Origin of the sequence: Micromonospora sp. NPDC023814 (genome assembly GCF_040639595.1) — a bacterium.
GTDB lineage: Bacteria > Actinomycetota > Actinomycetes > Mycobacteriales > Micromonosporaceae > Micromonospora.
The window spans coordinates 1-25,275 of the sequence record NZ_JBFAAF010000048.1 but is presented as its reverse complement, the minus strand read 5'-3'; the positions used below and the strand labels follow the sequence as shown (position 1 = coordinate 25,275).

Sequence of the window (25,275 nt, the reverse complement as noted above, 5' to 3'; positions counted from 1 at the left end):
GCGGCAACCGGTCAGGTTGCCGCCCCGTCCGGCGGCGTCAGGTCGAAGTCGACGGTGAAGGTGTACGACCAGGGCAGCCGCGCGTTCGTCACGGTCCAGCCGGACAGCGTCCGGGTGCCGGTCGCCCACCGGTGCAGATCCCGCGTGATCCGCGCGTGCACGTCGGGCAGCTCGTCGAGCGGTGGGTCGGTCAGTCCCCGCTGCGCCGCCTCCTGTTGCAGGCGTCGCCGCACGACCGGCAGGTAGTGCCCGTCCTCGATGACCTTGCGGGCCAGGAACCGGTCGCGGGCGTCCTGCGAGCGCGGGGTGACCGACAGCGCCGGCGTGACACCGGCGGCGAGGGTGGTGCCGATCGTGTTGCCCGCGGTGTTCCAGCCGCCGTAGGACACGAGCCGGCCCAGCAGGCCCCGGTCGTCGAGTCCGGCGAGCAACTGGGGGTCGCTGCCGTTGGCGAAGCGGATGTCCGCCACGGCCACCCGGCGCCCCGCGGCGACGTGGACCGCGACCGCGTCCGCCACGGCCGTCCAGCCGGTGTCGGCGGACGCGTCGGGTGGGTCGAGCACCCAGTCGCCGGGCTCCGGTGCGGGCGGGTGCACGACGACCACCAGGTCGGCCTCGTCGGCGTCCGCGACCTCCACGGCTCCGAGGGCACGAACCTGGTTGGCGAGGCCGAGCCGCACGGGCCGGTCCTCGTACGGGGCGATCCGGTCCAGGCCGTCCGCGTCCGGGCAGTCGACGGCGATCTTCGGGGTGATTCCCCGGGCCTGCGCCGCCACGCGCGCCACGAGCACGCTGGGCACCTCGTCGGCGCCGGGGTAGGTGAGGACGTCGACGCCGAGCCGATCGATCCAGCGCTGCAACTGTCGCCGCTCCGCCGCCGGCAGTCCCCGCGGCGCGGTGTCGTCGGACGAGATCACGAGGGTGTCCAGGATCCCGTCGGAGGCCATCTCCAACGCGGCGAGCAGCACGGCGTGGTTGCGCGCGCGCCGGCGCACCAGGTCGGTCACGTAGGCGTCCGGCACCTGCCCACGAGCGGCGGCGACCGCCTCGGCCGTCGCCTCGCCCAGGTCGTGCGCGTCCCAGGCGGTCGACAACGCGCCGAGCCGCGCCCCGTGCGTGGCCCAGTAGGCCGGTTCCTGGCGGGAGCGGGCGGCGTTGTCGTACGACGGCAGTCGGGTCACCACGCCGAAGGCGGTGACCGGCACGTCGATCTGGCGCAGGACGTCGAGGCGGGGCAGCACCTGCCCGATCCGGTCGTCGGTGTTGCGCGACGGGATCAGCCCGCCGTGGACGAGCAACTCCAGGGAGACGACGACGTGGTCGACCTCCGTGGAGATCTCCCGGAGCCACCGCGCCAGGGCTGCGATGTCCGCCGGCTGCCGGAACGACGGCATGGCGGCGGGCGGTGGGGTGACGACGTCCAACCCCGCGCACGCCCCGATGGCGACCGCGTAGCCACGGGTGTTGGGTCTCTCGTCCGGCGGCAGCAGGGCGACGCGGGTCATTTCGTCCTCCTCGGGATCGCGGTCGGTGCGGCGTCAGTAGATGCCGGCCGCTGGTTCGGCGAGGACGATCACGCCGTCGTCGACGGTGACCAGGGACGGCTGCCGACCGGCGAGGTCGTGGTTGCCGGTCGGCGCGTACTGGCGGCTGTTGTACTCCAGGTGCGGGGCGGAGAGGTCGAAAACGCTCGCCAGGCGGGCCGAGTGGGCGAGGGCCGCGTCCACCGCCGTGAGGTCCTGCATCGTCACGAAGAGCCCGCGAGCGCGGGCGAAGGCGTACGTGAGCAGGGCGGGCGTCTGGCCCTTGCCGGCCTTCACCACGACTCCCGACCAGCCGTCGCTCAGCACGTGGCGAAGCTGCGCCGGGTCGTGCAGGCCCTCGTCCATCAGTACGGGCCTGCGCCGGCTCTGCTCCCGCACGGCGACCGGATCCGGGCTGCTGTCCCGGGGCCAGGGCTGCTCGACGAAGGCCACGGCCTGGAAGGCGTCGGGTGCCGTCGCCACCAGGGCGTCCAGCATCGCTCCGAGTGCCGCCGGCCCGGGGTAGCCCTCGTTGGGGTCCACCGACAGCATCACGTCGGCCGTCCGGGCCGATGCCACCCGATGCACGTCCGCGATCCGCCGCGCGTCGGCGTCGGGATCGCGACCCGCCACCTTGATCTTCACATGGCGTACGCCGTCGCGGCGCAGCCACTCCTCGAGCGACCACTCGCCGCCGGCGTCGCCGGGCCGCAGCGGGTCGGCGGTGCCGACCACGTGCTGGACCGGCAGCCGCCGGCGCGGTGCGGTCAGGAACTCACCCGGGTAGCGGCCGGCCAACGTCGGATCCACGCACGCGCCGAGGTCGTGGGCGAGGTGGTCGCGGGTGTACATGGTGTGCGCCGGGCGGCCCGCCGCGCGTGCCCACGCGTCGTGCAGGGCGTTGTCGACCGCGCCGAGGCACAGCAGCGCCGCCAGCCGGGGTATCGACTCCGGTGCCGGGACGTCCTCGACGGCGGCACTGGTGTCGGCCACCGCCGCGTGCAGCCGGAGCCACGTGCCGACGGGGTCGGCCGGCTCGGCACCCAGCGCGGCGTGCGCGAACCGCTCGGTGAGGCGGCGCAGGGCGGCGTCCCGTCCTCTGACGTCCAGCCGCGATGTCGGCCATGACCACGGGACGGAGAGCACCGAGGCACCCCGGCCGGTCGCGGCCTCGCCGCGGCGGTTCGTGGCGACCACGTCGACCAGGGCAAGGGTGAACCAGGTGATGGCGCGACCGCTGATCATGAACGGCTGGTCCAGGTCGATCTCCCGGAAGCGGACCTGGGCGTCGCGGACGGTGATGTCGGTGTCAGCGGTGGCTGTCAACTCCGCACCTCGGCACCGAGTTCGACCAGTTGCATGAGGTTCCGGGCGATGTGGAAGGGGTCCTTGACCGGCAACGCCACGACCTGGTCCAGTGGGCGTCCGCCGCGGTCGCGGATCTGGACCCACTCCTCGCCCTCGTCCCGGCCGGGGAACGTCGCGAGGGTGTAGTCCCAGATCAGCTCCGCCCACCGCCCGGCGTCGCGGTCGCCGTAGCGGCGTGCGGCCAGCGCCGTGGTGTACGCCGCCTCGGTGTGCACCCACCACAGCTTCGTGCTCCAGGTCGAACGGACCAGCCTCTCGTAGGGCGTGTCGCCCCCGGTGCCGCGCGGCTCCGTGGCGCCCTCGGCGTCGACGTAGCGGAAGAGCCCCCCGTGCCGGCTGTCCCAGGCCGATGCGCAGAGGGCCTCGATGCTGGTCAGCAGCTCCGCGTCGGTGACCTCGTCGCTCTCGCCGAGCAGGTCGCCCGCCTCCAGGGCGACCCAGACGCCTTCGAGGGCGTGCCCGGGGACCCGGTGCCGGGCGACGAGGGAGGTGTCGTCGGGCAGGTCGGGAATCATCTCCCGGAAGGTGCCGTCGGGCGTGCGGTGGCGGAGCATGGCGGCGCGGTCGGCGGCGAGGTCGGCCAGCGTGTCCGAGGTCATCCGGTCGAGGTGGAGCAGGGCCCGCGCGTGTTCCAGGCGGGTGTTGAGCAGGATCATCCGGGGGCCGAAGGCGACATGCCCGTCGGGGACGGCGTACGGCGGCGTCGCCGCGCGGTTCGTCCGGATGTCCGCGGTCGCCCGGGACAGCAGCGGCTCGGCGACCTCCAGCCACGCCGCCGACCCGGTCGTGCGGGCCAGCTCGGCCAGTCCCATCACGACGAAGCAGTCCGCGTAGACGCTGTGCGTCTCGCCGGCCGGACCGTGGGTGGGGGTGCCGTCCGCGGTGACCACGAAGTGGCAGGTGCCGTCGGGTCGGACGACATGGTCGGCGAGGAACCGGGCACCTCGTTCGGCCAGTGCCACCAGGCGGTCGGCGTCAACGTCCAGCAGCCCCTCCGTGGCCAGCCGGGCCGCTCGCGCGAGCAGCCACACGAACCGCCCCTGCGACCAGGTGAACTTCTCGGTGGAGACGAGCCGGCGGCCGCGGTTGTCGAAGCAGGTGCGGAAGCCGCCCCACCGCTCGTCGACGCCGTGGCGCAGCCAGAAGGGCAGGATCACGTTCTCGAGTTGGACCCGGGCCTCAGCCGTCATCCGACCCCTCCTGGTGCAATCGCTTGCATACCGTGTCGGTGGCTAGAGTAGCGGCACGCTTCACATTCAGCGAGCGCGGCGACAGCCCGAAACAGGAGGACCGAATGAAGCGGCCGACGATCTACTCGATCGCAGAGGCGTGTGGCGTGTCCGCGTCGACCGTCTCGCGTGCCTTCAGCCGGCCGCACGTGGTGAACGCCGAGCTCCGGGAACGCATCCACGCCGCGGCCCGCGAGGTGGGCTACCAGCCCAACAAGGCCGCGCGCGGCCTGGTGACCGGGCGGACGGGCCTGATCGGGCTGCTCGTCCCGGACATCACCAACCCCTTCTTCCCGCCCCTGGTCCGGGCCATCCAGCAGGCGGCCGACAAGCTGGACTCCTCCGTGCTGCTCGTCGACACGGAGGAGCGGGCCGCCGCGGAGCCCCAGCTGATCCGTCACCTCGCCGGCCAGGTCGACGGTCTGCTGCTGGCGTCGCCCCGGTCCTCGTCCGGGCTCAAGGACAAGGTGAACGACCTGCCGTGCGTCGTCATCAACCGGCGGATCCGGGGGTTGCCGGGCGTGACCTGCGACAACACGCGCGCCCTGCAGGCCGCCGGCCGGCATCTGGAGCAGCTGGGCCACCGCAGGGTCGCCATGATGCGCGGCCCCTCCGCCTCCTGGGCGGCACGTCAGCGGGCCGACGCGATCCACGCGTGGGCGGTCCGGTCCGACGTCACGCTGGTCGACCTCGGGCCCTTCGCGGCGTCCTTCGAGGGTGGGCTGGCGGCGGCGAGGGCGCTGCTGGACACCGATTGCACCGCCACCTTCGCGTTCGACGACCTGATGGCGTGTGGCGTCCTGGCGGGGCTTGCCGACGCCGGGGTGCGGGTGCCGGAGGAGCGCAGCGTGATCGGCTGCGACGACGTGCTGCTGGCGCGCACCGTCACGCCCCGCCTGACGACCGTGACGGCCCCGGTGCAGCGGCTGGGACACGTGGCCGTGGAACTGCTGCAGCGCTGCGGCTCGGGTGAGCCGACCGAGGAGATCCGCCTCGACGGCGAGCTCACCCTCCGCGCCTCGACCGGTCCCGCCGCCTGACCGCTGCCGCAACCTGTTGACCCGCCGAAGCTTCGTCGTTAGGGTCTGTGCAACCGATTGCAGAGCCTGAGGAGACGGAATGGGCATGCCGGCGGGGCTGAGCGCGGACGACGTGACCCTGCACGTGACAGCGGATCCGGCCGGCGCCGGTGCCGGTGCCGCACACGTCGCCGCAGACGTCATCCGTGACGCGATCGCGGCCCGTGGCAGCGCCCGGATCGTGCTGGCGGCGGCGCCCTCGCAGCAGGAGATGCTCGCGGCGCTGGTACGCGATGCCTCGATCGACTGGTCCCGGGTGCATGCCTTCCACATGGACGAGTACGTGGGACTTCCGCAGACGCATCCCCAGGCGTTCGGGCAGTGGTTGCAGGAGCGGTTGTCGGTCGCCGGGCTCGGGTCGTTCACGCGACTGCGGCCCGAAGCGGACCCGGTCACCGAGGCCGTCCGCTACGCCACGCTGCTGGCGCAGGGCCCGATCGACCTCACCTGCATGGGCATCGGCGTCAACGGACACATCGCCTTCAACGAGCCCGACGTCGCCCGCTTCGACGACCCGGCCGCCGTGCGAGTGGTCGAACTCGACCCGGTCTCGCGTCAACAGCAGGTCGACGAGGGGCTGTTCGCCCGGCTGGAGGACGTGCCGGCCCAGGCGGTCACCTTGACCGTGCCGACGCTGCTGAGCGCGAACTCGATCGTCGTCACCGTGCACGGCCGGCACAAGGCGGCCGCGCTGAGGCTCGCCCTGACCGGACCCATCGGCCCGGCCTGCCCCGCGAGCGCGCTCCGGACGCACCGATCGGTGTCGGTGCACGCCGACGCGGCAGCCGCGAGCGGTCTGGACGAGCTGACGTGACCCCACCGGGGCAGCAGACGCGCATCGAGGGCCGGCTCGCCGACGGTCGCCCCGTACGGCTGCGGATCTCCGGCGACCGCATCTCGTCCATCGAGGAGACCGAGCCGACGCCGGACCAGCCCACGATCCTTCCCGGGCTGGTTGACCTGCAGGTCAACGGATTCGCCGGCGCGGACGTCAACGCCGAAGACGTTTCGGTCGCCACCGTGGTCGAGTTGACCCGGTCGCTGTGCCGCCGGGGCGTCACGTCGTACTGCCCCACGATCATCACGGCCAGCCAGGAGAAGATCCTCTCCACCCTCGACGTGATAGCCGCCGCCCGCGCGAGCGACCCCCTGGTCGCCGACGTCGTCGTCGGCGTACACGTCGAAGGCCCCTACCTGGCCGACGCGGACGGCCCCCGTGGCGCGCACGACCGGCGGCACGTCCGTGACCCGGACCCGCGGGAGCTCACGCAGTGGCTCGACGCCGCCCCGGGCCTGGTACGCCTCGTCACGCTGGCGCCCGAACGGTCCGGCGCGACGCGGTACGTCCGCGCCGCCACCGAGGCCGGGATCGTCGTCGGCCTGGGACACACCGCCGCGACACCGGAGCAGGTGCGGGCGGCGGTCCACGCGGGAGCACGGCTCTCCACCCACCTCGGGAACGGCTCGCACGCCGTCCTGCCGCGGCATCCCAACCACCTGTGGGCGCAGCTGGCGGAGGAGGCCCTGACGGCGAGCTTCATCGCCGACGGTCACCACCTCCCCGCTGACACGTTCACCGCCATGGTGCGGGCGAAGGGCGTCGAACGCTCGGTCCTGGTCAGCGATTCGGCGGCCCTCGCCGGCTGCCCGCCCGGCGAGTACCGCACCCCGGTCGGCGGCTCGGTCACCGTGGACGCCGACGGCCGGCTCAGCCTGACCGGCACCGAGTTGCTGGCCGGCAGCGGCCGTTCGCTGTTCGACTGCGTCCGGTGGGCGCTGCGGCAGACCGGCTTCGGTCTCGCGGACGTGTGGTCGATGGCGTCGACCGTGCCGTCCCGGCTGCTCGGATCACCCGACCGGGGAGTCGTCGCCGTGGGGGCCCGAGCCGACCTCGTGCTCGTCCGCGGACCCGACGGCCCGCCACGGCAGGCGGAACCCCGGCTGCTCGCCACGATCGTAGGCGGCGTGGCCGTCCATGCCGGCAACGGCGCATCTGCTGAGTGCGGCAGGGCCGCCGGATGACGACCGATGCGGCTGTCGACCAGGGCCGGCCACCGGGCTGACCGGTCAGCCGCCCCCTGGCCGTGCTGCCGAACCTGCCGCCCTGCCCGGTCAGGTGTGCGGGCGGGGCGCCACGAATCCGGGAGCCGGCTGCGGGGACGTGCCGGTCACCTGCGTGATGATCTCCGCGGCGACGTCACGCAGTTTGCGGTTTCGGTGCTGGGACGCCTGCCGGAGCAGGGCGAAAGCCTCCGCGGCGGTGCATCGCTGCTGGCCCATCAGCACACCGAGGGCCTGGTCGATGACGCTGCGGGAGGCCATCGCGTCGGTGAGTTGCCGATGCAGCAGTGCCTGGTCGGCCTGGCGGAGCATGACGGTCAGCGCGGCTGTCCCCTGGTCGGTGAACGTCACGGCCTGCCGGCGTGCCCGATCGTCGAAGGCGGCGGGATCGGTGCCGTACAGGTTCAACGCGCCGACGGCCTCGCCGTCGACCGTCATCGGCAGTGACAGCGAGCTGACAATGCCGAGCCGGAGCGCGTGTTCCCGGTAGCGGCACCAGCGGCCGTCCTCGCGCAGGTCGACGACCTCGACGGCCCGTCCACTGCGCAGGGCCTGGAGGCAGGGACCCTCGTCGGCGCCGTACTGGATCTCGTCGGCCCGGGCGGCGAGGTCGTCGCTGGCGGCGACGGTGAAGGCGCCACCGCCCCGGCGCACCGTCAGCCCGCAGGCCACGGCGGGGGTGACGACCTCGGCCGCGACCCGGACGACCTGGTCGAGGAACACGTCGACGTGAGGCGAGTCGACGAGCAGGACGAGCAGCCGGCCGTACGCCGAGGCCAGGTGCGAATCAGCAGCATCGGACACCACCGCTACCTCCTGAAACCGTGTCCGTGGGTTTCCACTGAAGTGACGTACCGTCCTGGCCCGCTCCCTGAGGCGCGCCGGTCGGTGTATCTGATCAACGAGCGCACGCGCTCGGACGAGGGGGGTGCGCATCGGACGGGATGCGGCTAGGGTCGACGTGGGTTCGGACATGAGCCCAGGACCAGTGCCGCCCACCGACGGTGGGCCGAGCACCGACCCGGTCCGGACACCCTCACCGAGGAGCAGCTCATGTCCGTCCATCAGGCGCCGCACCCGGCACCGTCGGAAATTACCCGCCAGTCCATCCTGTCCCTCACGGTCGTCGTGGAGGGCCCGGCGACGGTGGTGGAGGTCCGGGGGCCCCTCGACATGGGCACCGTGGACCTGCTCGTCGACCTCGTGGACCGGGTGACGTCCGGCCGACCGCTTCCGGTGCTGGTGCTCGACCTGAGCGGGGTGAGCTTCTTCTGCGCGGCCGGGATCACCGCGCTGCTGACCGTGCGCCGGCGAGTCGCCGCACGGGGCTGCTCGCTGGTCGTGCGCAGGCCGTCCCGGATCACCGTCGCCGTCCTGAACATGGTCGGCCTCAGGGACGAATTCACCACCGAGTGACCTGCCTTTCGCTCCGCTCTCCGGTCGTACGCCGGGCTGGCGGACCCGTGCTGCCCCTCGACCACGGGTCGAACTCGCCTGCCGGCAGACGTACCCGAAGTTGATCAACCTAAACCTGGCGGGTCGCCGAGCGGTCGAGCAGCGTTGCGCAGGCTCCGCCTGCGGCATTGGGGCCAGTGCTACCTGGCCTCCTGGGCGGCCTTTCTCAGGTCTGGGCTCGACGAATCCGCGTCGTCGAGGTTGCCGGCGAGCGAGTCCGGGGCGCGCATACGCCACGCGTCGGTGACGAGTTCCTGCAGGCGGTCGACGGTCACCTGCGCCAGCCGCAGCATTACCAGGGGCAGCCCGTCGTACGCGGGCGTGGTGAAGAAGACCTCGGGCTCGCCGAGGAGCAACGCCTGCTTCTCCGCTTCGTCGCCGACGTACAGCACCGCGATGTCGGTGCGGATGAGGCGCGGCGCACCGGGTCTGCGCTCCGGGTAGGACCAGACGAAACCCTTGTCGGCTACCCGGAAGTCGAAGCCGTCACTGTCGATCTCGACCACGTGAGGCAGCGCCAGTGCCAGGCGACGGACATCGTCGGCATCAGCCATCGAGGTTGCTCCAGGACATCGCTCCCGCACACGCGCAGACTAGTGCTGTGTCCATTAACGTTCACCGGGTTTTCGGTGGGTTGTTGTGGATCCTCGCCGAATTGGCGAGCGACTCCCCACTGGCTGGTGGGGCGGGCCACAGCCGGCCATCTGGACCCTCACACCGCCCGGTGGGCGGCGGGGGTCACGTCGGGACCGGCCGGTGCCGGGGAGGTGCCAGCCGGCTCGACGGTGCGTGACCACCTCAGGCAGCGTAACGGCTGTGGGGGTGGTGGATCCGCCGCCCGGGGTGCGGGTGGCGATGCTGGCCGCCGCGACCAAGTCGCGGTGGCCCGAGAACTGGCAGTGCGGGCAGGTCAGGGTCCGCCCCCGCGGCTTCGGCACGCGTCGCCGGCATGTCGGGCAGGTCGACGAGGTGCCACGTTCGTCGACGAGGTGGACGGTGATGCCGGCGAGGGTGGCCTTGTCGGTGAGGATTTGAAGGAGGCGGCCGATCTGCCACTGCCGTAGTCGCAGGTTGTGCCGCCGCCCCGCCGACACGTCCAGGACCCCGCGGGGGTCGCCGACGTGCAGCACCCCCACCCGCTGATCGACCGCCCAGGCGACGACGGTGCGGGCGGCTTCGTGTTGGGCCTGCTGCACCCGCCGCCGATGCCGACCCTCCACCCTGCGGGCCCGGGCCCGGTACTGCCGCCACCGCCGCGACCCGCGCTGACCCGGCTTCGGCGCGCGTCGGGCGACGGCACGTCGGCGGGCTTTGGTGTCGGCCAGGTGCATGCGGTGCTCGGCGCGGATCGCCCGCCCCGACACCAACAACGCCTCCCCGCCGGGACCGGCGACGGCGTAGGGGTGGATGATGCCCACGTCCACACCCGCCACCCGGCCGGGGTCCGGCCCCTCACCCGACGGGTACACCGCCACCGGAACTTCGGCGGTGACGTCGAGGAACAGCCGGCCGCCCTCGCACAGCAGGGTGATCGAGCGGACCTGCTCGACCGGATACGGCACCTCACGGGCCAGACGCACCCACAACGCTGGGGTGCGCTTCGCGGTCGGGATGCGCACCCGCCGGCCGTCGAGGGTGAAGGTGCCGTGGTACCAGCGCACCGGCATCAACCCCCGCCGCCGGCGCGGGAACCGCGCCGACAGGTCGCCTGCCTTGCGGCGTTTCGCCGCCGCAAACCACGCATCCGAGAACCGCCGTAACACCGACCGCGCGCCAGTCGAGTCCAGCTCGGCGAACGTGCCCGGGCCGGAGGCCGACAACTCCCGATACAAGTCCTGATAGCCCGCCAGCGGCGCATCCCGGCGGCGGCGCCGCCACGCGTTGACCTCCAACACACACGCCCACACATCACCGGCCGAGCGCAGCAGCCCGAAACACCGTCGCCGCTGCGCGGGGGTCACCCGCAGCGCGACACGAGCGGTTCGATGCACCACCGGCAGCGCAGCAGGGTCCCGACGACGAGGCACAAACCGAAGCCAACACCACCGGTACGACAATTTTCAGAAACGACGGGTTACCCGGTCAACGTTCGAAGACGAGGCACTACAACTAACCGCTGCGCCGGACGCGGTCGCCGCCGGCCCGCGGGATCCGACAGCGAGGCGACCCGTCCGTGGCGGCAGCGGAACACCCACGTCGGTGCACCGGTCCGAACTCCGCTCGTCCTGCGACCTCGGCAGGCCGCCACGCCGGCGCTCGTCGCCCCGTCCGGTCAGCATGGCGGCGAGGTGGCCAATACGTTCCGGATGGCGGCTGCGATCACCGGGTCCACCGGGAACCGCGCCTCCAGCCATTCGAGGATGACCCGGGCGGCCGCACGGTTTGCCCGGTAGCCGGGCACCATCGCGGCCAACGGCAACGCCTCCGCCGGATACGCCTGCTCCACCCGCCGGGCAGGATCGAACGGGTCGCGCCGGTGCGGGATGCCGGGGGAGGTGAGCCGGAGCAGGTCGATCACCCGGTCCACGGCGTACGACTGGATGAACCGCGACGCGGACAGCCGTTCGCCCCGGAGCTCGCGGTGCATGCCGACGTAGATGTTGGTGAGCGCCTCGTTGAGGTGGAAGTCGGGCGTGTCGTGCGGCGGGCACACCGCCGGCTGCCCGCTTCCGGCGAGCCCGGCGGGCGCGTCGGGACGCTGCCAGACGATTCGGGCGCCGGCATATGGCAGCCGGGTCAACTCGTCGATGGTGAGGACCGCGTACTCGACGAAGATCCCGTCGGTGTAGAGCGCCTTGCGGGCGTTGCGGTCGTTGGCGAAGCTGTACGCCACCGGGCAGGGCGCCGCGAGCCAATCGATCGAGTCGACGTAGCGTGGCACGGCGCCGTCGGCGACGACCAGGAAGAAGTCCAGGTCGGAGTGTGCGTCGAACCGATCGTGTTCGTCCCCTGCGGAGCCGAGGCCGAGCAGGGCCACCGTGTCCGGCAGGGTGGCGAGGTGGGCCGCGAGATCGTCCAGCCGTCGTAGCGTCGGGTGCACGCCGTCGTCCCTTCCGTGAAGAGTCGACGTTTCAGCCCGTACGGCCGTAGCCGCCGCCGGGGTCGCGACACCGATGTCGCGATGCTGTGCCGAGTGGCGGGCGGCGTTCAACGGCGAGCCCTGAGTCGATCAGGCCGCCTCGGCAGCGGCACCACAGCCAACTCAGGCATAACCTCGGGCAAAAATGGTTCAAATCGGGCAATATGAGCAGCATGGATCAAGGGGGCCCTGCGTCCGGCGATGATGCCGCCAAGACCCCACCCGAGAAACGAGGCGGCGCGCTGTCGATCGCCGCGGCCGCAGCGGTCGGAGGCTTCCTCTTCGGTTACGACACGGCGGTGGTCAACGGCGCCGTGGATGCCGTGCAAGCCAGGTTTCACCTGTCCTCCCTGGTCCTGGGGGCGGCGGTCTCCACGGCGCTGCTCGGCAGTGCGGTCGGCGCGTGGTTCGCCGGACCACTGTCGGATCGGATCGGCCGGGTGCGGATCATGCTCATCACCGCGATCGTGTTCGCGGTCAGCGCAGTCGGATCGGCGTTGGCGGTGGGCCCGATCAGCCTCACTGCCTGGCGGGCCGTTGCCGGCATGGCGGTCGGGGCGGCCAGCGTGATCGTGCCCGCCTACATCGCCGAGATCGCTCCTGCGGAAAAACGAGGCCGATTCGGCTCGCTGCAACAACTTGCCATCGTGACCGGGATCTTCGCCGCGCTGCTTGCCGACTACGCCCTGGCAGCCTCGGCCGGGGGTGCCAGCAAGGACGTTCCATGGGGTGGTGAGGCATGGCGGTGGATGTTCGCCTCGGCCGCCGTCCCCGCAGCGGTCTACCTTGCCCTGGCGCTGCGGATACCCGAGTCCCCGCGCTATCTGGTCCGGCGCCGGCGCGGCGAGCAGGCCCGTGAGGTGCTGGAACGGTATGTCGGTGACGGTGTGCGGCTGCGCGAGATCGAGCGATCACTGGCCGGCACGAAGGAGACGATAGACCTGTCCGACCTGCGCGGCGCCACGGCTCGTGACCGCCGCTCCGGGCTGTTGCCGATCGTCTGGACCGGGATCATCCTGGCGGCGCTGCAGCAGTTCGTCGGCATCAACGTCATCTTCTACTACTCCACCACGCTCTGGCGCGCCGTCGGCTTCACCGAGAACGAGGCCTTGGTGACGAGCGTGATCACGAGCGTCATCAACATCGCCGGCACTCTCCTCGCGATCGCCCTCATCGACCGGGTCGGTCGCAAGCCGTTGCTCACCGTCGGCGCTGCCGGCATGGTCGTCACCCTGGGGACCCTCGCCTGGTGCTTCAGCCGCGCCTCCGGCACCGGGGAGAACCTCACTCTCCCTCCCGGCGTGGATGTCGTCGCCCTCCTCGCGGCCAACCTCTACGTGGTGTTCTTCGCGGCAAGTTGGGGACCGACACTGTGGGTGCTGCTCGGCGAGATGTTCAACAACCGCATCCGCGTCACCGCGGTCGCGGTGGCGGGGTCCGCGCAGTGGATCGCCAACTGGCTGGTGACCATCACCTTTCCGAGCCTCGCCCACGTCAGCCTCCCACTCACCTACGGCATGTACACCGCCTTCGCGGCGGTTGCCCTCGTCTTCGTCCGACGCGTCCGCGAAACCAGGGGACGGGAGCTGGAGACGATGTAGCGGCCCGAGCCGCCACGGGGGTGCTGCCGTCGCTGGCGCGACGAGGACGGTCAGCAGGGCCTGGGCGATCATCGGCGAGGTGCCCAGGGGGAGGCGGGTCATGGACACCGGCGTTCTTCCGCTGATGAGTCGGTGGCCTTCGGGCGGCAGCTTCGGCGTCACTGGCTGTTCAGCATGGGTCGGTTACCTACCATGTCGTGGCTGATCCCAGACTTGCCGCGCGACACGGCGCCGGCACCTACGACATCCTGCTGCGGTCGGGTAGGCAACGGGTGACCGTGCCGGTCGAGGTGACAGCACTCCCCGAGCGCGAGCCGGGGGACAACCTCGCCTACGGAGAGAAGGCGACGGCATCCTCGACCCACGGCAGGTTCGATCCGTGCGGCGCGGTGGACGGCGACAGCGCCTGGCAGAACTGGTCCACGTCCACCGGCTGGAACGACGGGACCAGCCGGGTGTTCCCCGACTGGCTGGCCGTCGAATGGCCGAAGCCCGAGCGGATCGAGCGCGTCGAGATCCACACCTACGCCACCCCCACCAGTCCCGCGTCCCGCCAGGGCATCAAGGACTTCGACGTGCAGGTGCGCGAAGGCGGAACGTGGACGACGGTCCGCGAGTTCCGGAACAACACCGCCGCGCACATCACCGCCTCCTTCCCGGTCCGGGAAACCGACAGCGTGCGGGTCGTCGTGCACAGCTCCAACAGCGGTGACTACTCCAGGATCCTCGAACTCGAGGCGTACGGGCCGGCGACCTGACGCCGCCTGGCCGAGCTGGTCGACAAGCCGTGACCTGTCGGCGAGGCCGTTCCGACGGCCTCGCCACGGTTGCGGTGGCCCCGGCCGGTCAACGGCGGTGGAAGCCCGCGTCAGCGGTTCCGCCATCGCAGGAGGGCCCGGAGTGGGCCACCCGACAGAAACGGTGGGCAGTACGTGTGGCACCGGCGGGAACCGGCATGATGAGCCGGTGAAGATCCTGTCCATCCAGTCTTCGGTCGCCTACGGCTACGTCGGCAACTCGGCGGCGGCCTTTCCTCTCCAGCGGCTCGGGCACGAGGTCTGGCCGGTACTGACGGTCCACTTCTCCAACCACACCGGGTACGGCGCGTGGCGAGGGCCGCTGCTGGCGCCGGCCGACGTGGCCGAGGTGATCGCGGGCATCGCGGACCGCGGGGTTCTCGGCAGCGCTGACGCGGTGTTGTCGGGCTACCAGGGCGACCCGGCGATGGGCGCGGTGATCCTCGACGCGGTGGACAAGGTCAAGGCGGCCAACCCGGATGCCGTGTACTGCTGTGACCCGGTGATGGGCGACGCCGGCCGCGGGATGTTCGTCCGGCCCGGCATCCCGGAGTTCATGCGGGACGTCGTCGTCCCGCGTGCGGACATCATCACCCCGAATCACTTCGAGCTGGACTTCCTCGCCGGCCGTACGACGAACTCGTTGACGGAGTTGCTGGAGGCGGTCGACGTGGTGCGCGAGACGGGGCCGCGGCACGTCCTGGTCACCAGCGTGCTCCACGGCGACGTGCCGGTGGGGTCGCTGGAGGTGGTGGCCGTCTCGGACGAGGGCGCCTGGGCCGTGACGACGCCGCTGCTGCCGATCAGCCCGAACGGCGGCGGTGACGTCACCGCGGCGCTGTATCTCGCGCATCTGCGGACGACGGGCTCGCCCGCGACGGCACTGGAACGCACCATCGCCTCCGTCTTCGCCGTACTCGAGGCGACCCTCGCGGCGGGCACCCGGGAGATCCAGCTGATCGCGGCCCAGGACGCGATCGCCGAGCCGCCGACCAGGTTCACCGCCCGGCGGCTGCGCTGACTGTCAGCATGGCGGCGTCGGTACGTCTGACGCCTCGCCGGCGGGTCGTGGTCCGGCCACCAGAGAACAGCCGGGGGACGGGCCAGAGCCCGTCCGGCCGGGATCGGCCACGGCCCGGTCATCGAGCGGCGCTGACGAACGGCCGCGCAGGCCCGGTGGCCGGCGACTGCGTGCCGGAGCGGCGCGGGAGCAGGAACGGGGTGGCCAGGAGCAGCACGCCGGCGACACCGATCGCGACGCGTACGTCGGTGGCCCCGGCCAGAACGCCCCACAGCGCGGTGAGCACCGCGATCGCCCCGGTGCCCGCGATGTTCCACGCGACCAGCACGCGGCCGACCCGGTCAGCCGGTACCCGCTCGAGTCGCTCGGTGGCGAACAGCGGGTTGAACAGGCCCATGCAGGTGATCAGCCCCAGTTCGACCGCGATCACCAGGACCACGCCGGCCGCGCCGGGCGTCACGAAGAACAGGCCGATCGGCCACAGCGCGCGCAGCGTCCCCGAGACGAGCAGGATCCGGCGGCGCCCGTAGCGGGCTTCCAGACGCGGGGCGAGCTGGGCGCCGACGAAGCCGCCGACGCACGGCAGCCCGAACGCCAGGCCGTACTGCCAGGCCGCCCAGCTCAGGTCGCCGAGGAGCAGCACGGCCAGCAGCGGTTCGGTTGCCATGATCAGCGCGTTGACGGTCACGGTGTTCAGGAAGAGCGCGCGCAGTTCACGGTCGGCGAGGATGAACCGCCACCCCTCCGACAGGTCCGCACCGCGTAGCCGGGTAGCCGTTCCGTGCGCCGGGCGCGGTTCCCGCTCCCGGATCATGCCGATCCCGAGCGCGGACAACAGGAACCCGACCGCGTTGGCGATCAGGGTGACGACCGGCCCGATGAGACTGATGGCCGCCCCGCCCAGGGTCGGCCCCACGGCGGTGGCCGTCCAGGTGGTCGACTCGAAACGCCCGTTGGCGGCCAGCAGCTGGTCGGGGCGCACGATCGACTTCAGGTAGGCACCGCTCGCGGAGACGAACGCGATGTTCCCCGCCGCCCCGACCACGGAGACGATCAGCAGCTGGGTGTAGGTCAACAGCCCGAACGCGAAGGCGATCGGGATGCTCAACAGGGCCGCGAACCGGACGACGTCCGCGGCGATCATGACCGGTTTCTTGCGCTGCCGCTCGACCCAGGGGCCGAGGGGAAGCGCCAGCACCGCGCCCACCGCCAGCCCCGCCGCGGCCAACGCGGAGACCGCGGCCGGACCGATGCCGAGCACCTGGATCGCGATCAGCGGGAACGCCCCGAACCCCAACCAGGTACCCATGGTGCTGGCCGCGAACGCCGACCACAACCACCCGAACGAACGCCCCAGACGTTGCCGCACGCTGCCCCTCCCGTCACAACCAATCGTTGACGGCGACGATTCGACCAGCTCGGGTGACCAGTAATCCAACAACGACCGCGCTGGCGAGCCACAACCAGCGTTTGTGCAGCCGTAGGATCTGGGCGTGGATATCGAGGCCGTGCGCACCTTCGTCGCCGTCGCCGACGCAGGACAGTTCCAGGAAGCGGCCATCGACCTGGAGATCACGCAGCAGGCTGTCTCCAAGCGCGTGGCCAACCTCGAACGCCGCCTCGGAGTCACCCTCTTCACCCGCACCGCCCGTGGCGCCCAGCTCACCCTCGACGGGCAGGCGTTCCTCCCGCACTCCCGCGAACTGCTCCGAGCTGCCGAACGGGCCGCCGCCTCGGTCCGGCCGGGCGAACGCGCGCTGCGCGTTGACGTCCTCAACCGACGCATCGCCCCGGCCGTGACGACGCAACGCTTCTACCGGGCGCACCCGGGGATCGAGCTCGACGTCGTCACGCTTTCGAACGCCAACGTCGAGACGGCCATCGAGGCCGTCCGCGCCAGGGAGATCGACGGAACCTTCCGGGCCGTACCCGTACCGGCCCGCGAGCTACCCGACGGCATCCTGGTCGAGCGGGCCCTGGACGACCCGCTGCAACTGCTCGTCGGCCACTCCCACCCGCTTGCCGCTGCTCGTTTCCTGACCCCGGCCGACCTGGCCGGGCACCGCATCTGGATTCCGGGCATCAAGCGGGGCACCGAATGGGCCGCCTACTACGACGAGCTCACCGAAGCGTTCGACCTGCGGATCGACGCGATCGGCCCGAACTTCGGCACCGAGGCGCTGCTCGACGCGATCGCCGACTCCGCCGACCTGGCCACCCTCGTGGGCAGCGGTGACCGGTACATCTGGCCAACCGCCCACGACCTGCGCCGCATCCCGCTGTACGGCCCGACGCCGGTCTACCCGCACTCGTTCGTGTGCCTCGCGGGCAACCCGCACCCCACTCTCACCGCACTCCGCCAGCACCTGACGGCTGCCCGCCCGGCCACTCCGGCCGAGGTCTGGGTGCCGAGCTGGGCCAGCCGCCGCGCCTGACGCCGGACGGGACGCGCTCCGGCGTCACCCCTGTCCCCCGAAGAGGCAGTACGGGTCGCTGTTCGCGGAGCCGGAGGGGTCGTTGCCGCCGGCAACGCACGTCGTGCGACCCGTGCCGACCGGTTCAGCCTGCATGACGGTGAGCTGCCGGGCACGCGACCCGCGAGCGCGCCGGGTACGGGGCCGGCCGGACCCGTTCCATGATGATTCGTTCCGTGGTCGGCGCGGCAGGGGCCGGCCGGGGTTGACCCTCTCCCGGGGGGAGGGTCGAGGCTGTTGGAGGCGCCGGTGACGGGGTTGATGCCGATCGGGGTGTTCGCGCGAGCGACCCGGTTGTCCGTTCGAGTGCTGCGTAACTATGACCGGCTGGGTCTGCTCGTCCCGGCGTCGGTCGATCCGGATACCGGCTACCGCCGGTACAGCGTTGACCAGTTCCCCCGAGCGGGGCTGGTCCGGCGGCTGCGAGAGCTGGAGGTGCCGTTGCCCGAGATCGCCGAGATCCTGGCGGCCGAAACCCCGGAGCAGACGCGCGCCGTCATCGAGCGGCACCGGGAACGCGTGGCCGCGCGGGCGGCCCGGCTCGACGAGATCGCCGGGCGGTTGGGGGCCGTGCTGGCCGAGCCGGGACGCGTGCCGAGCTGGCTGCACGTGTACGAACGGTGGCGCGATGCCCAGCCCACCGCCCGCATACTGGTGCGTACCCCGCTGACCGGGCTGGCCGAGGCGCTGGCGCCCGGGTTCGCGCGGCTGTTCGGCGGCCTCGCCGCGCAGGGGATCGCCCCGGCGGGGCCGGTCGGGGCCCGATACCTCAGCGACGACCTCGATGCGGCGGAGTTGGAGGTCGAGCTGTTCGCGCCGGTGGAGCGCCCGCCCCGACCCACCGCGGCGATTGCGGCCGGGGAACTGCCGGGCTGCCTGCTCGCCGCGACCGTCCACGAGGGCGGCTACGACGACATCGAGACCGCCTACCGGTCGCTGGGACGCTGGATCGCCGAGCACGACCGGGCGCTGGCGGGCCCGGCCGAGGAGCGCTACCTCGTATCGCCCGCACCCGGCACACCCACGGCCGCGCTCCGCACAGAGATCGCCTGGCCGGTCCGTCCCCCGTCCGGCCCGTCCCGACCAGCAGACAAGGAAACCAAATGATCATCGAGAACGTGGCGTTCCCCGCCGGTCGGCACTGCGAGACCACCACGCTCGGTGCCCTGCTGCGCCACGAGGGCGTCGACCTGTCCGAGCCCATGCTGTTTGGCCTCGGCGAAGGGCTGGGCTTCGTCTACTGGGATGCCAGGAGCATGGACTTTCCGTTCCTCGGCGGCCGCACCAAACCGACCACGATCACCCGGACCGTGGCCGACCGGCTGGGCCTGACGCTGCACATCCAGGAGACCGCCTCGCCCCGTAAGGCCTGGCAGAACGTGGTCGCCGCCCTCACCGCCGGACGCCCGGTCGGCCTGCAACTGGACTCCTACCACCTGGACTACTTCAGCACGAAAGTCCACTTCGGGGCCCACTTCGCCGCGATGTACGGCTACGACGACACCCACGCCTACCTGATCGACACCGCCCAGCAGGGCGGCACCGTGACGACCACGCTGACGAGCTTGGAACGGGCCCGCAACGAACGCGGACCGATGACCGCCCGCAACCTCTCCTACACCATCGCCAGCCCCACCGGCCGGCCCGATCTGGGCCACGCCATCCGGGCGGCCATCCGCAACAACGCACACACCTTCCTCAATCCACCCATCGCCAACCTCGGCCATCGCGGCATCGACAAGGCGGCCCGACAGGTGGCGCGATGGCTCGACCGCTCCAGCGACCCGTCCCGCGACCTCCCGCTGGCCGCAGCGCTGATGGAAGGCGGCGGGACCGGTGGCGCCCTGTTCCGCGCCATGTACCACGACTTCCTCGCCGAATGCGCCACGATCGTCGACGACGACAACGTCCGCCGCGGTCACCAGCTGTACGCCGAGATCGCCCCGTCATGGACCGAGGTCTCCCACCACATCACGGCCGCCGGAGAAACCGGCGACCCGGACCATTTGACCCGCGCCTCGGTACTCCTCACCGAACTCGCGGCCAGGGAACGCCACGCCATGCAGATCCTGACCGGCATCCGCACCGACTGACCACCTCAACGCGGCTCCCGTGCCCGCTCGAACACGGCAGCGGGTCCGGCATCGCCTGTCGCTCGTCGGTCACCTCGAAGCGGCATGTCGCGGGTCACGTGTCGCGCACGAGGTCCCAGTCATCCGTACCGGGCGAAGATCCTCCGTACGACGGCCAGTTCGTCGCCCCACGCTACGTGGTCTCTCGGCGTCCCGTTTCCGGCAGGGACGTGTCCTCCGACCGTCCGATGCGGGCGGTGCGCCCGGAACGTGCCGGCCCCTACCACGATTCTGCCCAGCCGACCTCCCAGCCGGGCACGCGTACGATCGCCCTGCCCGGCTCCGGCACCGGCCCACGCGAAGCAATGGAGGCTCGTGATGACAGAAGAGATCCCACCCGGCGGACGGGTGCTGTTCATCGGCGACAGCATCACCGACGCGGGACGCAACCGCGAGCGGTCCGACGACCTCGGTGGCGGATACGCCATGATGGCCTCGGCCTGGTTCACCGCCCGGCACCCGCAGCACGCCGTCACCTTCCTCAACCGGGGTGTCAGCGGCGACCGGGTCCGCGACCTGCGCGCCAGGTGGGACGACGACTGCCTGCGGCTCGCGCCGCAGGTGGTGTCGGTGCTGATCGGCATCAACGACACCTGGCGCCGGTACAGCGCCGGTGATCCCACCACTGTGGAGGAGTTCGAACGCGACTACCGGCACATCCTCGACCTGACCCGACGGCGGCTCGACGCCGCCGTCATCCTGATCGAGCCCTTCCTCATCCCGCTCGACGACGGACAGCGGGCATGGCGCGAAGACCTCGGGCCGAAGGCCGACGTGGTGCGCAAACTGGCCGTCGACTTCGACGCGACGTTGGTGACGGTGGACCACCTGTTCGGTGCCGGGACAGCCGACGAGCAGGTCTGGACGGCGGACGGCGTGCACCTGACGCAACCGGGTCACGCCCTGCTGGCCCAGCAGTGGCTGCGGGCGGTCGCCGCCCGGGACCTGGCAACCGCCCCGACAACTGTCCTGTGACGATTCGCGAGCGGAGACGGCGGGACCAGGGATGTCCGCCGATGACCTCTCCTACCCGTCGCCGGCGGGGCGCTCGCGCACGACCAGTTCGTCGATCTCCAGCCGACCGATGCGCAACTCGCGCACGACGGCCCGGCGGATCGCCAGCCGACCGACGGCCAGCGCCCCGACGGCGACCGCCCCGACGGCCAGCGCGCCCACGGCAAGCGCTCCGAGCGACGCCGCGCCCGCCGCCCGCGCGCCCGCCGCCGTGCCGACGGGCGTCCCGCCCGCCCGCGCGCCCCGTACCGCTCGTGTCATCCGCTCATTGTCCGCGCGGCGCCGGCCCGGCGTGCCCGGAATCGCGCACCGACGGGCGTCCGTGTCTGATCGGGGCGCGGCCGGACCTGGCGAACGCCGCGGAGCGGGCGTGACGCGAGGTCCGCGATGTCACCGCCTGGCCCTATCCTCGGGCCCGTGACCGCCGACCTGCGCCTGCGCCCCGTACGCGACGACGACCTGCCCCACTTCTTCGACCACGAGCAGGACGTCGAGGCCAACTGGATGGCCGCCTTCGGCCCGGAGGACCCGTCCGACCGGGCGCGGTTCGACGCGCACTGGCGCCGGGTCCGCGCCGACGAGCGGATCGTCGCCCGCACGGCCGTCGTCGACGACGAGGTCGTCGGCCACGTGACCGCCTTCCCGGTCGACGACAAGACCGAGGTCAGCTACTGGATCAACCCGCGCCGCTGGGGCCGGGGCTACGCCACCGCCGCGCTCGCCGCCCTGCTGCGCGAGCTGCCCCAGCGGCCCGTGCACGCCCGCGCCGCCAAGGACAACCGGGCCTCGCTCGCCGTGCTGCGTAAGTGCGGCTTCGTCGTCACGGGCGAGGACAGGGGGTACGCCAACGGCCGCGGCGCCGAGGTGGAGGAGTGGGTGCTGGAACTCGCCGACCGCTGAACCGGCCCCGCGCCCGCCGCGCGGGCTGCCCCGGGTGACCACTACTCTCGCGGGGTGGACTGGCTGGAACTCATCGGCTGGACCGGCTCGGCGCTGCTGGTCTGGTCGCTGCTGCAGACGCGTATTCTCCGGCTGCGTGCCCTGAACCTGCTCGGGTGTCTGATCCTGATCGGCTACAACGCCGCGGTGCAGGTCTGGCCGATGGTCGGGCTGAACGTCGTGCTGGCCGTGATCAACGTCTGGTACCTGCGCGCCATGCTCGCCACCCGCCACGACGAGGCGACCTACCAGGTGGTCGAGGTCGGCGTGGACGACCAGTTCCTCGCCCACACGCTGCGCGTCCACGGCGCGGACATCGCCCGCTTCAACCCCGGCTTCCGCTGGCCGCCCGGCACCTCCGCCGAGCGCTCCGCCTTCCTGGTGCTGCGGGCCGACGAGGTGGTCGGCGTGGTGCTGTCGCACGCCGAGCCCGACGGCGTGGCGCAGGTCGACCTCGACTACGTCACCCGGCGGTTCCGGGACTTCACCCCGGGCGAGTTCGTCTACCGGCGCAGCCGCCTCTTCACCGACCGGGGGTTCCGCCGGGTGGTCACCCCGCCCGGCATGGTCGCCCCCTACTACCACCGGCTCGGCTTCCGCCCCGAGGGCCGCTCGTACGTGCTCGACCTGACGGCCCCGCCGGTCGCCGAGCCAGCCTGACCGCTTCCCGGGCCGGGCGAGGATTGATCCACCTGCGCGACCTCGTCGGCGTCCGCGACGACCGGCCGGTCGACGAGTGCGCCCGCCCGCCGATGCTGCTGCCGGACTCGCTGCCGGTGGTCGACGCGCTGCGCCAGTTCAAGGCCGAGCGCCAGCGGGGTCGAGCTGCCCGGCCGCCCCGGCGGCGACTACACCACCATCGCGGGCCTGGTGCTCACCTGCCTCGGCCACATCCCCACCGTCGCCGGGGAGAGCGTCGCCGTGGACGGCTGGGAGCTGGAGGTGGCCCGCATCGACCACCGCGCGATCACCGGCGTCCGGCTGCGCCGCCGCGCGACGACGCCGGGGAGCCGGTGCTGGACGAGGCCCGCGGCTGACCGTCGCCACCGCGCCCCGGGCCGGGGTGCGGGTCAGGCGGGGGAGAGGTTCTGCAGTCGCACCTGGCCGCGGGCGACGAGCTGGGCGTCGGCGTCGGTGATCTCCACCTGCCAGAGCTGCTGGCTGCGGCCCCGGTGTACGGGGGTGCCCACGGCGGTCAGCTCGCCGTCGCGGACCGCGCGCAGGAAGTCGGTCTGGTTCGACACGCCGACGACCCGCCCCCGGTCGCCCAGCCACACCGACCCGCCGACGCTGGCCGCGGTCTCGACCACCGAGCAGTACACGCCGCCGTGCTGGATCCCGAACGGCTGGTGCAGCTCGGGGCGGACCTGCCAGCGGATCACCACGCGGTCCCCGCCGACCTCGTCGAACCTGAGGCCGAGCAGGGCGACGAAGCCGCCCGTCAGATCCGGCATGTCCACGGCGTTCCCCTTCCCGATCATGGCGTCGTCAGCCTACGCCGCCGCCCGCTGCGCAAACCCGCTACGGCAGGCGCCCGGTCATGGGGGAGAATGGGTGACCGTGACCGACAGCAGCCTCCCGCCGCCCGGGCGGGACTCCCTGACCGATGACCTGCGGTGGCGTGGCCTGATCCAGGACTCCACCAACCTCGACGAGCTGCGTACGCTGCTCGACGGCAGTGCCGCCACCTACTATGTGGGTTTCGACCCGACCGCGCCGAGTCTGCACGTCGGCCACCTCATGCAGGTCACCACGGCCCGTCGGCTCCAGCTCGCCGGGCACCGGCCGCTGCTGCTCGTCGGCGGCGCGACCGGCCAGATCGGCGACCCGAAGGAGAGCGCCGAGCGGACCCTCAACCCGCCCGAGGTGGTCGCCGGCTGGGTGGCCCGGATCCGCGACCAGCTCGCCCCCTTCGTCTCGTACGAGGGCGAGAACGCCGCGCAACTGGTCAACAACCTCGACTGGACCGGCGAGATGTCGGTGGTCGAGTTCCTCCGCGACGTCGGTAAGCACTTCCCGGTCAACAGGATGCTGGCCCGGGAGGTGGTCAAGGCGCGGCTGGAGAGCGGGATCAGCTTCACCGAGTTCAGCTACCAGCTGCTCCAGGCCAACGACTTCTTCGAGCTGCACCGCCGGCACGGCTGCCAGCTCCAGTTCGGCGGCTCCGACCAGTGGGGCAACATCGCGGCCGGGGTGGACTACATCCGCCGGCGCGGCGCCGGCCCGGTGCAGGCGTTCACCACCCCGCTGGTCACGAAGTCGGACGGGACGAAGTTCGGCAAGACCGAGGGCGGCGCCATCTGGCTCGACCCCGAGCTGACCAGCCCGTACGCGTTCTACCAGTTCTGGGTCAACGTCGAGGACCGGGACGTGAGCCACTACCTGCGCTACTTCAGCTTCCGTTCGCGGGAGGAACTGGAGGCGCTGGAGAAGGAGACGGCGGAGCGGCCGGCCGCCCGGGCGGCACAGCGTGCGCTCGCCGAGGAGCTGACCACGCTCGTGCACGGCGAGCGCGAGATGGCGCAGGTGGTCGCCGCCAGCCAGGCGCTCTTCGGCCGGGGCTCGCTGGAGGAGCTCACGCCGGCGACGCTGCGCGCCGCGCTGACCGAGGCCGGCCTCGTCCACCTCGACGAGCTGCCCGACGTCGCCGGGCTCCTGCGCGATTCCGGGCTGGTCCCGAGCCTGAAGGAGGCCCGCCGGGTGATCGCCGAGGGCGGCGCCTACGTCAACAACAACCGGGTCACCGAGACCGACGCCACCGTGAGCCCGGAGGACCTGCTGCACGGCCGGTACCTGGTGCTGCGCCGCGGCAAGCGGTCGTTCGCCGGGGTCGAGCTGCGCAGCTAGCCGTACGCCCGCGCGACTGTGACGGGCGACGCCCCCGGCGGATTTGACGATCAATCCGCCGGGGGCGTAACTTTCTCTCTGCCAGCGCGGAACGGACGAAACAGGGCGAAAGTCCTTGAGGCCGGAGCGTGGGAATGAGCTTCCGGTTCGAGGGGTTGCACTCCTCGGACCCGGGACCGGGCGGTGCCCCGGATTCGCCGCGAGGCGGATTTGGTGAAGCGGAGCCGACCGGGTAAGGTTCGACGCCGGCAGGAAACCGGGCGAGTTCGCGGGAGACCGCGGCGGCCGGTCTGTCGGAAGCTGCGATCGGAAACGGCGCAAGCCGGTTTCGTTCGTGGTGTCCGGAAATTGGGTTGAAGTGGTGTGGATCGCGACAGAGCGGTTTGACACGGCGGAAACCAGCGGGTAACGTAGTAAAAGTGCCCGGCGCGAGAGCGGCGGGTGCGGTGAACGAAATGCCCCGGGTCGGGGGCTCCACGGTGTGGGGTTTCCGGGCGGTGTGTGGTTGTTCTTTGAGAACTCAACAGGGTGCTTGATAAGCCAGTGCCAAATTGATTTATACCCGGGACTGGTCAGGCCTTTTGGTTTGGCTGGTTTTGGATTCCTTTGGCAACATTTGTTGTCGGGATGACTGTTTCAACAAAGGTTTTTGTTGG

Annotated in this window: 24 protein-coding genes and 1 pseudogene; 15 read left to right on the top strand and 10 right to left on the bottom strand. The window is 71.8% G+C overall.

Annotation, left to right across the window (positions count from 1 at the left end; genetic code table 11):
• Window positions 1-11: 11 nt before the first annotated feature.
• From AB0G14_RS23565 to AB0G14_RS23555, 3 genes are read right to left on the bottom strand one after another with little or no spacing between them, the layout of a single operon-like run.
• Window positions 12-1,505: a DUF4127 family protein gene (locus tag AB0G14_RS23565; protein WP_357700739.1), complete on the bottom strand. Its 1,494-nt coding sequence runs from the start codon at window positions 1,503-1,505 to the stop codon at window positions 12-14.
• A gap of 33 nt (window positions 1,506-1,538) precedes the next feature.
• Window positions 1,539-2,849 carry an enolase C-terminal domain-like protein gene (locus tag AB0G14_RS23560; protein WP_357700737.1) on the bottom strand — a complete coding sequence of 437 codons (1,311 nt, stop codon included), beginning with the start codon at window positions 2,847-2,849 and terminating at the stop codon, window positions 1,539-1,541.
• A complete protein-coding gene (locus AB0G14_RS23555) occupies window positions 2,846-4,081 on the bottom strand; it encodes an AGE family epimerase/isomerase (RefSeq protein WP_357700735.1) in 1,236 nt (411 codons plus the stop codon). Before AB0G14_RS23555 ends, AB0G14_RS23560 begins: the two co-directional genes overlap by 4 nt.
• A 104-nt stretch (window positions 4,082-4,185) precedes the next feature.
• Here AB0G14_RS23555 and AB0G14_RS23550 point away from each other — a divergent pair, with 104 nt between their 5' ends.
• The 3 genes from AB0G14_RS23550 to AB0G14_RS23540 all read left to right on the top strand — a co-directional run bounded on the left by AB0G14_RS23550 (window position 4,186) and on the right by AB0G14_RS23540 (window position 7,221).
• Window positions 4,186-5,160: a LacI family DNA-binding transcriptional regulator gene (locus AB0G14_RS23550; RefSeq protein WP_350709880.1), complete on the top strand. Its 975-nt coding sequence runs from the start codon at window positions 4,186-4,188 to the stop codon at window positions 5,158-5,160.
• A 79-nt stretch (window positions 5,161-5,239) separates the two neighbouring features.
• Window positions 5,240-6,013, top strand: coding sequence for a 6-phosphogluconolactonase (locus AB0G14_RS23545; protein ID WP_357700732.1), 774 nt, complete (start codon window positions 5,240-5,242; stop codon window positions 6,011-6,013).
• Entirely contained in the window at window positions 6,010-7,221 is a 1,212-nt protein-coding gene (locus AB0G14_RS23540) for an amidohydrolase family protein (RefSeq protein ID WP_357700730.1), read from the top strand. The genes AB0G14_RS23545 and AB0G14_RS23540 overlap by 4 nt, the downstream gene beginning before the upstream one ends.
• Before the next feature lie 90 nt (window positions 7,222-7,311).
• Here the strand turns inward: AB0G14_RS23540 and AB0G14_RS23535 are convergent, their stop codons facing one another.
• Window positions 7,312-8,067 (bottom strand): GAF and ANTAR domain-containing protein, encoded by a 756-nt coding sequence (locus tag AB0G14_RS23535; protein ID WP_357700728.1) that lies wholly within the window; start codon window positions 8,065-8,067, stop codon window positions 7,312-7,314.
• A gap of 246 nt (window positions 8,068-8,313) precedes the next feature.
• On the opposite strand from AB0G14_RS23535, the gene AB0G14_RS23530 reads away from it, so the two are divergent.
• Window positions 8,314-8,676, top strand: coding sequence for an STAS domain-containing protein (locus AB0G14_RS23530; RefSeq protein ID WP_357700726.1), 363 nt, complete (start codon window positions 8,314-8,316; stop codon window positions 8,674-8,676).
• 179 nt (window positions 8,677-8,855) lie between these two features.
• Here AB0G14_RS23530 and AB0G14_RS23525 read toward each other — a convergent pair whose 3' ends face one another.
• The 3 genes from AB0G14_RS23525 to AB0G14_RS23515 form a co-directional block, all read right to left on the bottom strand.
• Window positions 8,856-9,269 (bottom strand): hypothetical protein, encoded by a 414-nt coding sequence (locus AB0G14_RS23525; protein WP_357700724.1) that lies wholly within the window; start codon window positions 9,267-9,269, stop codon window positions 8,856-8,858.
• A 54-nt stretch (window positions 9,270-9,323) separates the two neighbouring features.
• Window positions 9,324-10,706: a transposase gene (locus AB0G14_RS23520; protein WP_357700722.1), complete on the bottom strand. Its 1,383-nt coding sequence runs from the start codon at window positions 10,704-10,706 to the stop codon at window positions 9,324-9,326.
• A 281-nt stretch (window positions 10,707-10,987) separates the two neighbouring features.
• Window positions 10,988-11,755, bottom strand: a complete 768-nt coding sequence (locus AB0G14_RS23515; protein ID WP_357700720.1) for a hypothetical protein — start codon at window positions 11,753-11,755, stop codon at window positions 10,988-10,990.
• An 86-nt stretch (window positions 11,756-11,841) separates the two neighbouring features.
• Between AB0G14_RS23515 and AB0G14_RS23510 the strand changes: the two genes are divergently transcribed.
• The 3 genes from AB0G14_RS23510 to pdxY all read left to right on the top strand — a co-directional run bounded on the left by AB0G14_RS23510 (window position 11,842) and on the right by pdxY (window position 15,213).
• A complete protein-coding gene (locus tag AB0G14_RS23510) occupies window positions 11,842-13,395 on the top strand; it encodes a sugar porter family MFS transporter (RefSeq protein WP_357700719.1) in 1,554 nt (517 codons plus the stop codon).
• A gap of 197 nt (window positions 13,396-13,592) precedes the next feature.
• Window positions 13,593-14,153 (top strand): hypothetical protein, encoded by a 561-nt coding sequence (locus tag AB0G14_RS23505; RefSeq protein ID WP_357700717.1) that lies wholly within the window; start codon window positions 13,593-13,595, stop codon window positions 14,151-14,153.
• 208 nt (window positions 14,154-14,361) lie between these two features.
• A complete protein-coding gene (pdxY, locus tag AB0G14_RS23500; protein WP_357700715.1) occupies window positions 14,362-15,213 on the top strand; it encodes a pyridoxal kinase PdxY in 852 nt (283 codons plus the stop codon).
• Window positions 15,214-15,331: 118 nt separating this feature from the next.
• Here the strand turns inward: pdxY and AB0G14_RS23495 are convergent, their stop codons facing one another.
• The gene (locus AB0G14_RS23495) at window positions 15,332-16,582 is read right to left on the bottom strand and encodes an MFS transporter (RefSeq protein ID WP_357700713.1); all 1,251 of its coding nucleotides are present in this window, start codon (window positions 16,580-16,582) and stop codon (window positions 15,332-15,334) included.
• A 124-nt stretch (window positions 16,583-16,706) separates the two neighbouring features.
• On the opposite strand from AB0G14_RS23495, the gene AB0G14_RS23490 reads away from it, so the two are divergent.
• The 4 genes from AB0G14_RS23490 (at window position 16,707) to AB0G14_RS23475 (ending at window position 20,794) form a co-directional block, all read left to right on the top strand.
• Window positions 16,707-17,648, top strand: coding sequence for a LysR family transcriptional regulator (locus AB0G14_RS23490; RefSeq protein ID WP_357700711.1), 942 nt, complete (start codon window positions 16,707-16,709; stop codon window positions 17,646-17,648).
• Window positions 17,649-17,936: 288 nt separating this feature from the next.
• A complete protein-coding gene (locus AB0G14_RS23485; RefSeq protein WP_357700709.1) occupies window positions 17,937-18,794 on the top strand; it encodes a GyrI-like domain-containing protein in 858 nt (285 codons plus the stop codon).
• Window positions 18,791-19,780: a BtrH N-terminal domain-containing protein gene (locus AB0G14_RS23480; RefSeq protein WP_357700707.1), complete on the top strand. Its 990-nt coding sequence runs from the start codon at window positions 18,791-18,793 to the stop codon at window positions 19,778-19,780. Before AB0G14_RS23485 ends, AB0G14_RS23480 begins: the two co-directional genes overlap by 4 nt.
• A 357-nt stretch (window positions 19,781-20,137) precedes the next feature.
• Window positions 20,138-20,794 (top strand): SGNH/GDSL hydrolase family protein, encoded by a 657-nt coding sequence (locus AB0G14_RS23475; RefSeq protein WP_357700705.1) that lies wholly within the window; start codon window positions 20,138-20,140, stop codon window positions 20,792-20,794.
• 51 nt (window positions 20,795-20,845) lie between these two features.
• Here the strand turns inward: AB0G14_RS23475 and AB0G14_RS23470 are convergent, their stop codons facing one another.
• On the bottom strand, window positions 20,846-21,094 hold the full coding sequence (locus tag AB0G14_RS23470; RefSeq protein ID WP_357700703.1) for a hypothetical protein: 249 nt from the start codon (window positions 21,092-21,094) through the stop codon (window positions 20,846-20,848).
• A gap of 156 nt (window positions 21,095-21,250) precedes the next feature.
• On the opposite strand from AB0G14_RS23470, the gene AB0G14_RS23465 reads away from it, so the two are divergent.
• From AB0G14_RS23465 to AB0G14_RS23455, 3 genes and pseudogenes are all read left to right on the top strand, one after another.
• Window positions 21,251-21,733, top strand: a complete 483-nt coding sequence (locus tag AB0G14_RS23465) for a GNAT family N-acetyltransferase (RefSeq protein WP_357700701.1) — start codon at window positions 21,251-21,253, stop codon at window positions 21,731-21,733.
• A gap of 54 nt (window positions 21,734-21,787) precedes the next feature.
• Entirely contained in the window at window positions 21,788-22,432 is a 645-nt protein-coding gene (locus AB0G14_RS23460; RefSeq protein WP_357700699.1) for a hypothetical protein, read from the top strand.
• A 210-nt stretch (window positions 22,433-22,642) separates the two neighbouring features.
• Window positions 22,643-22,702, top strand: a pseudogene (locus tag AB0G14_RS23455) (hypothetical protein); the annotation flags it as partial.
• 140 nt (window positions 22,703-22,842) lie between these two features.
• On the opposite strand, the gene AB0G14_RS23450 reads toward AB0G14_RS23455, so the two are convergent.
• Window positions 22,843-23,253, bottom strand: a complete 411-nt coding sequence (locus AB0G14_RS23450; protein ID WP_357700797.1) for a PaaI family thioesterase — start codon at window positions 23,251-23,253, stop codon at window positions 22,843-22,845.
• A gap of 79 nt (window positions 23,254-23,332) precedes the next feature.
• Between AB0G14_RS23450 and tyrS the strand changes: the two genes are divergently transcribed.
• Window positions 23,333-24,619, top strand: coding sequence for a tyrosine--tRNA ligase (tyrS, locus tag AB0G14_RS23445; RefSeq protein WP_357700795.1), 1,287 nt, complete (start codon window positions 23,333-23,335; stop codon window positions 24,617-24,619).
• Window positions 24,620-25,275: the final 656 nt, after the last annotated feature.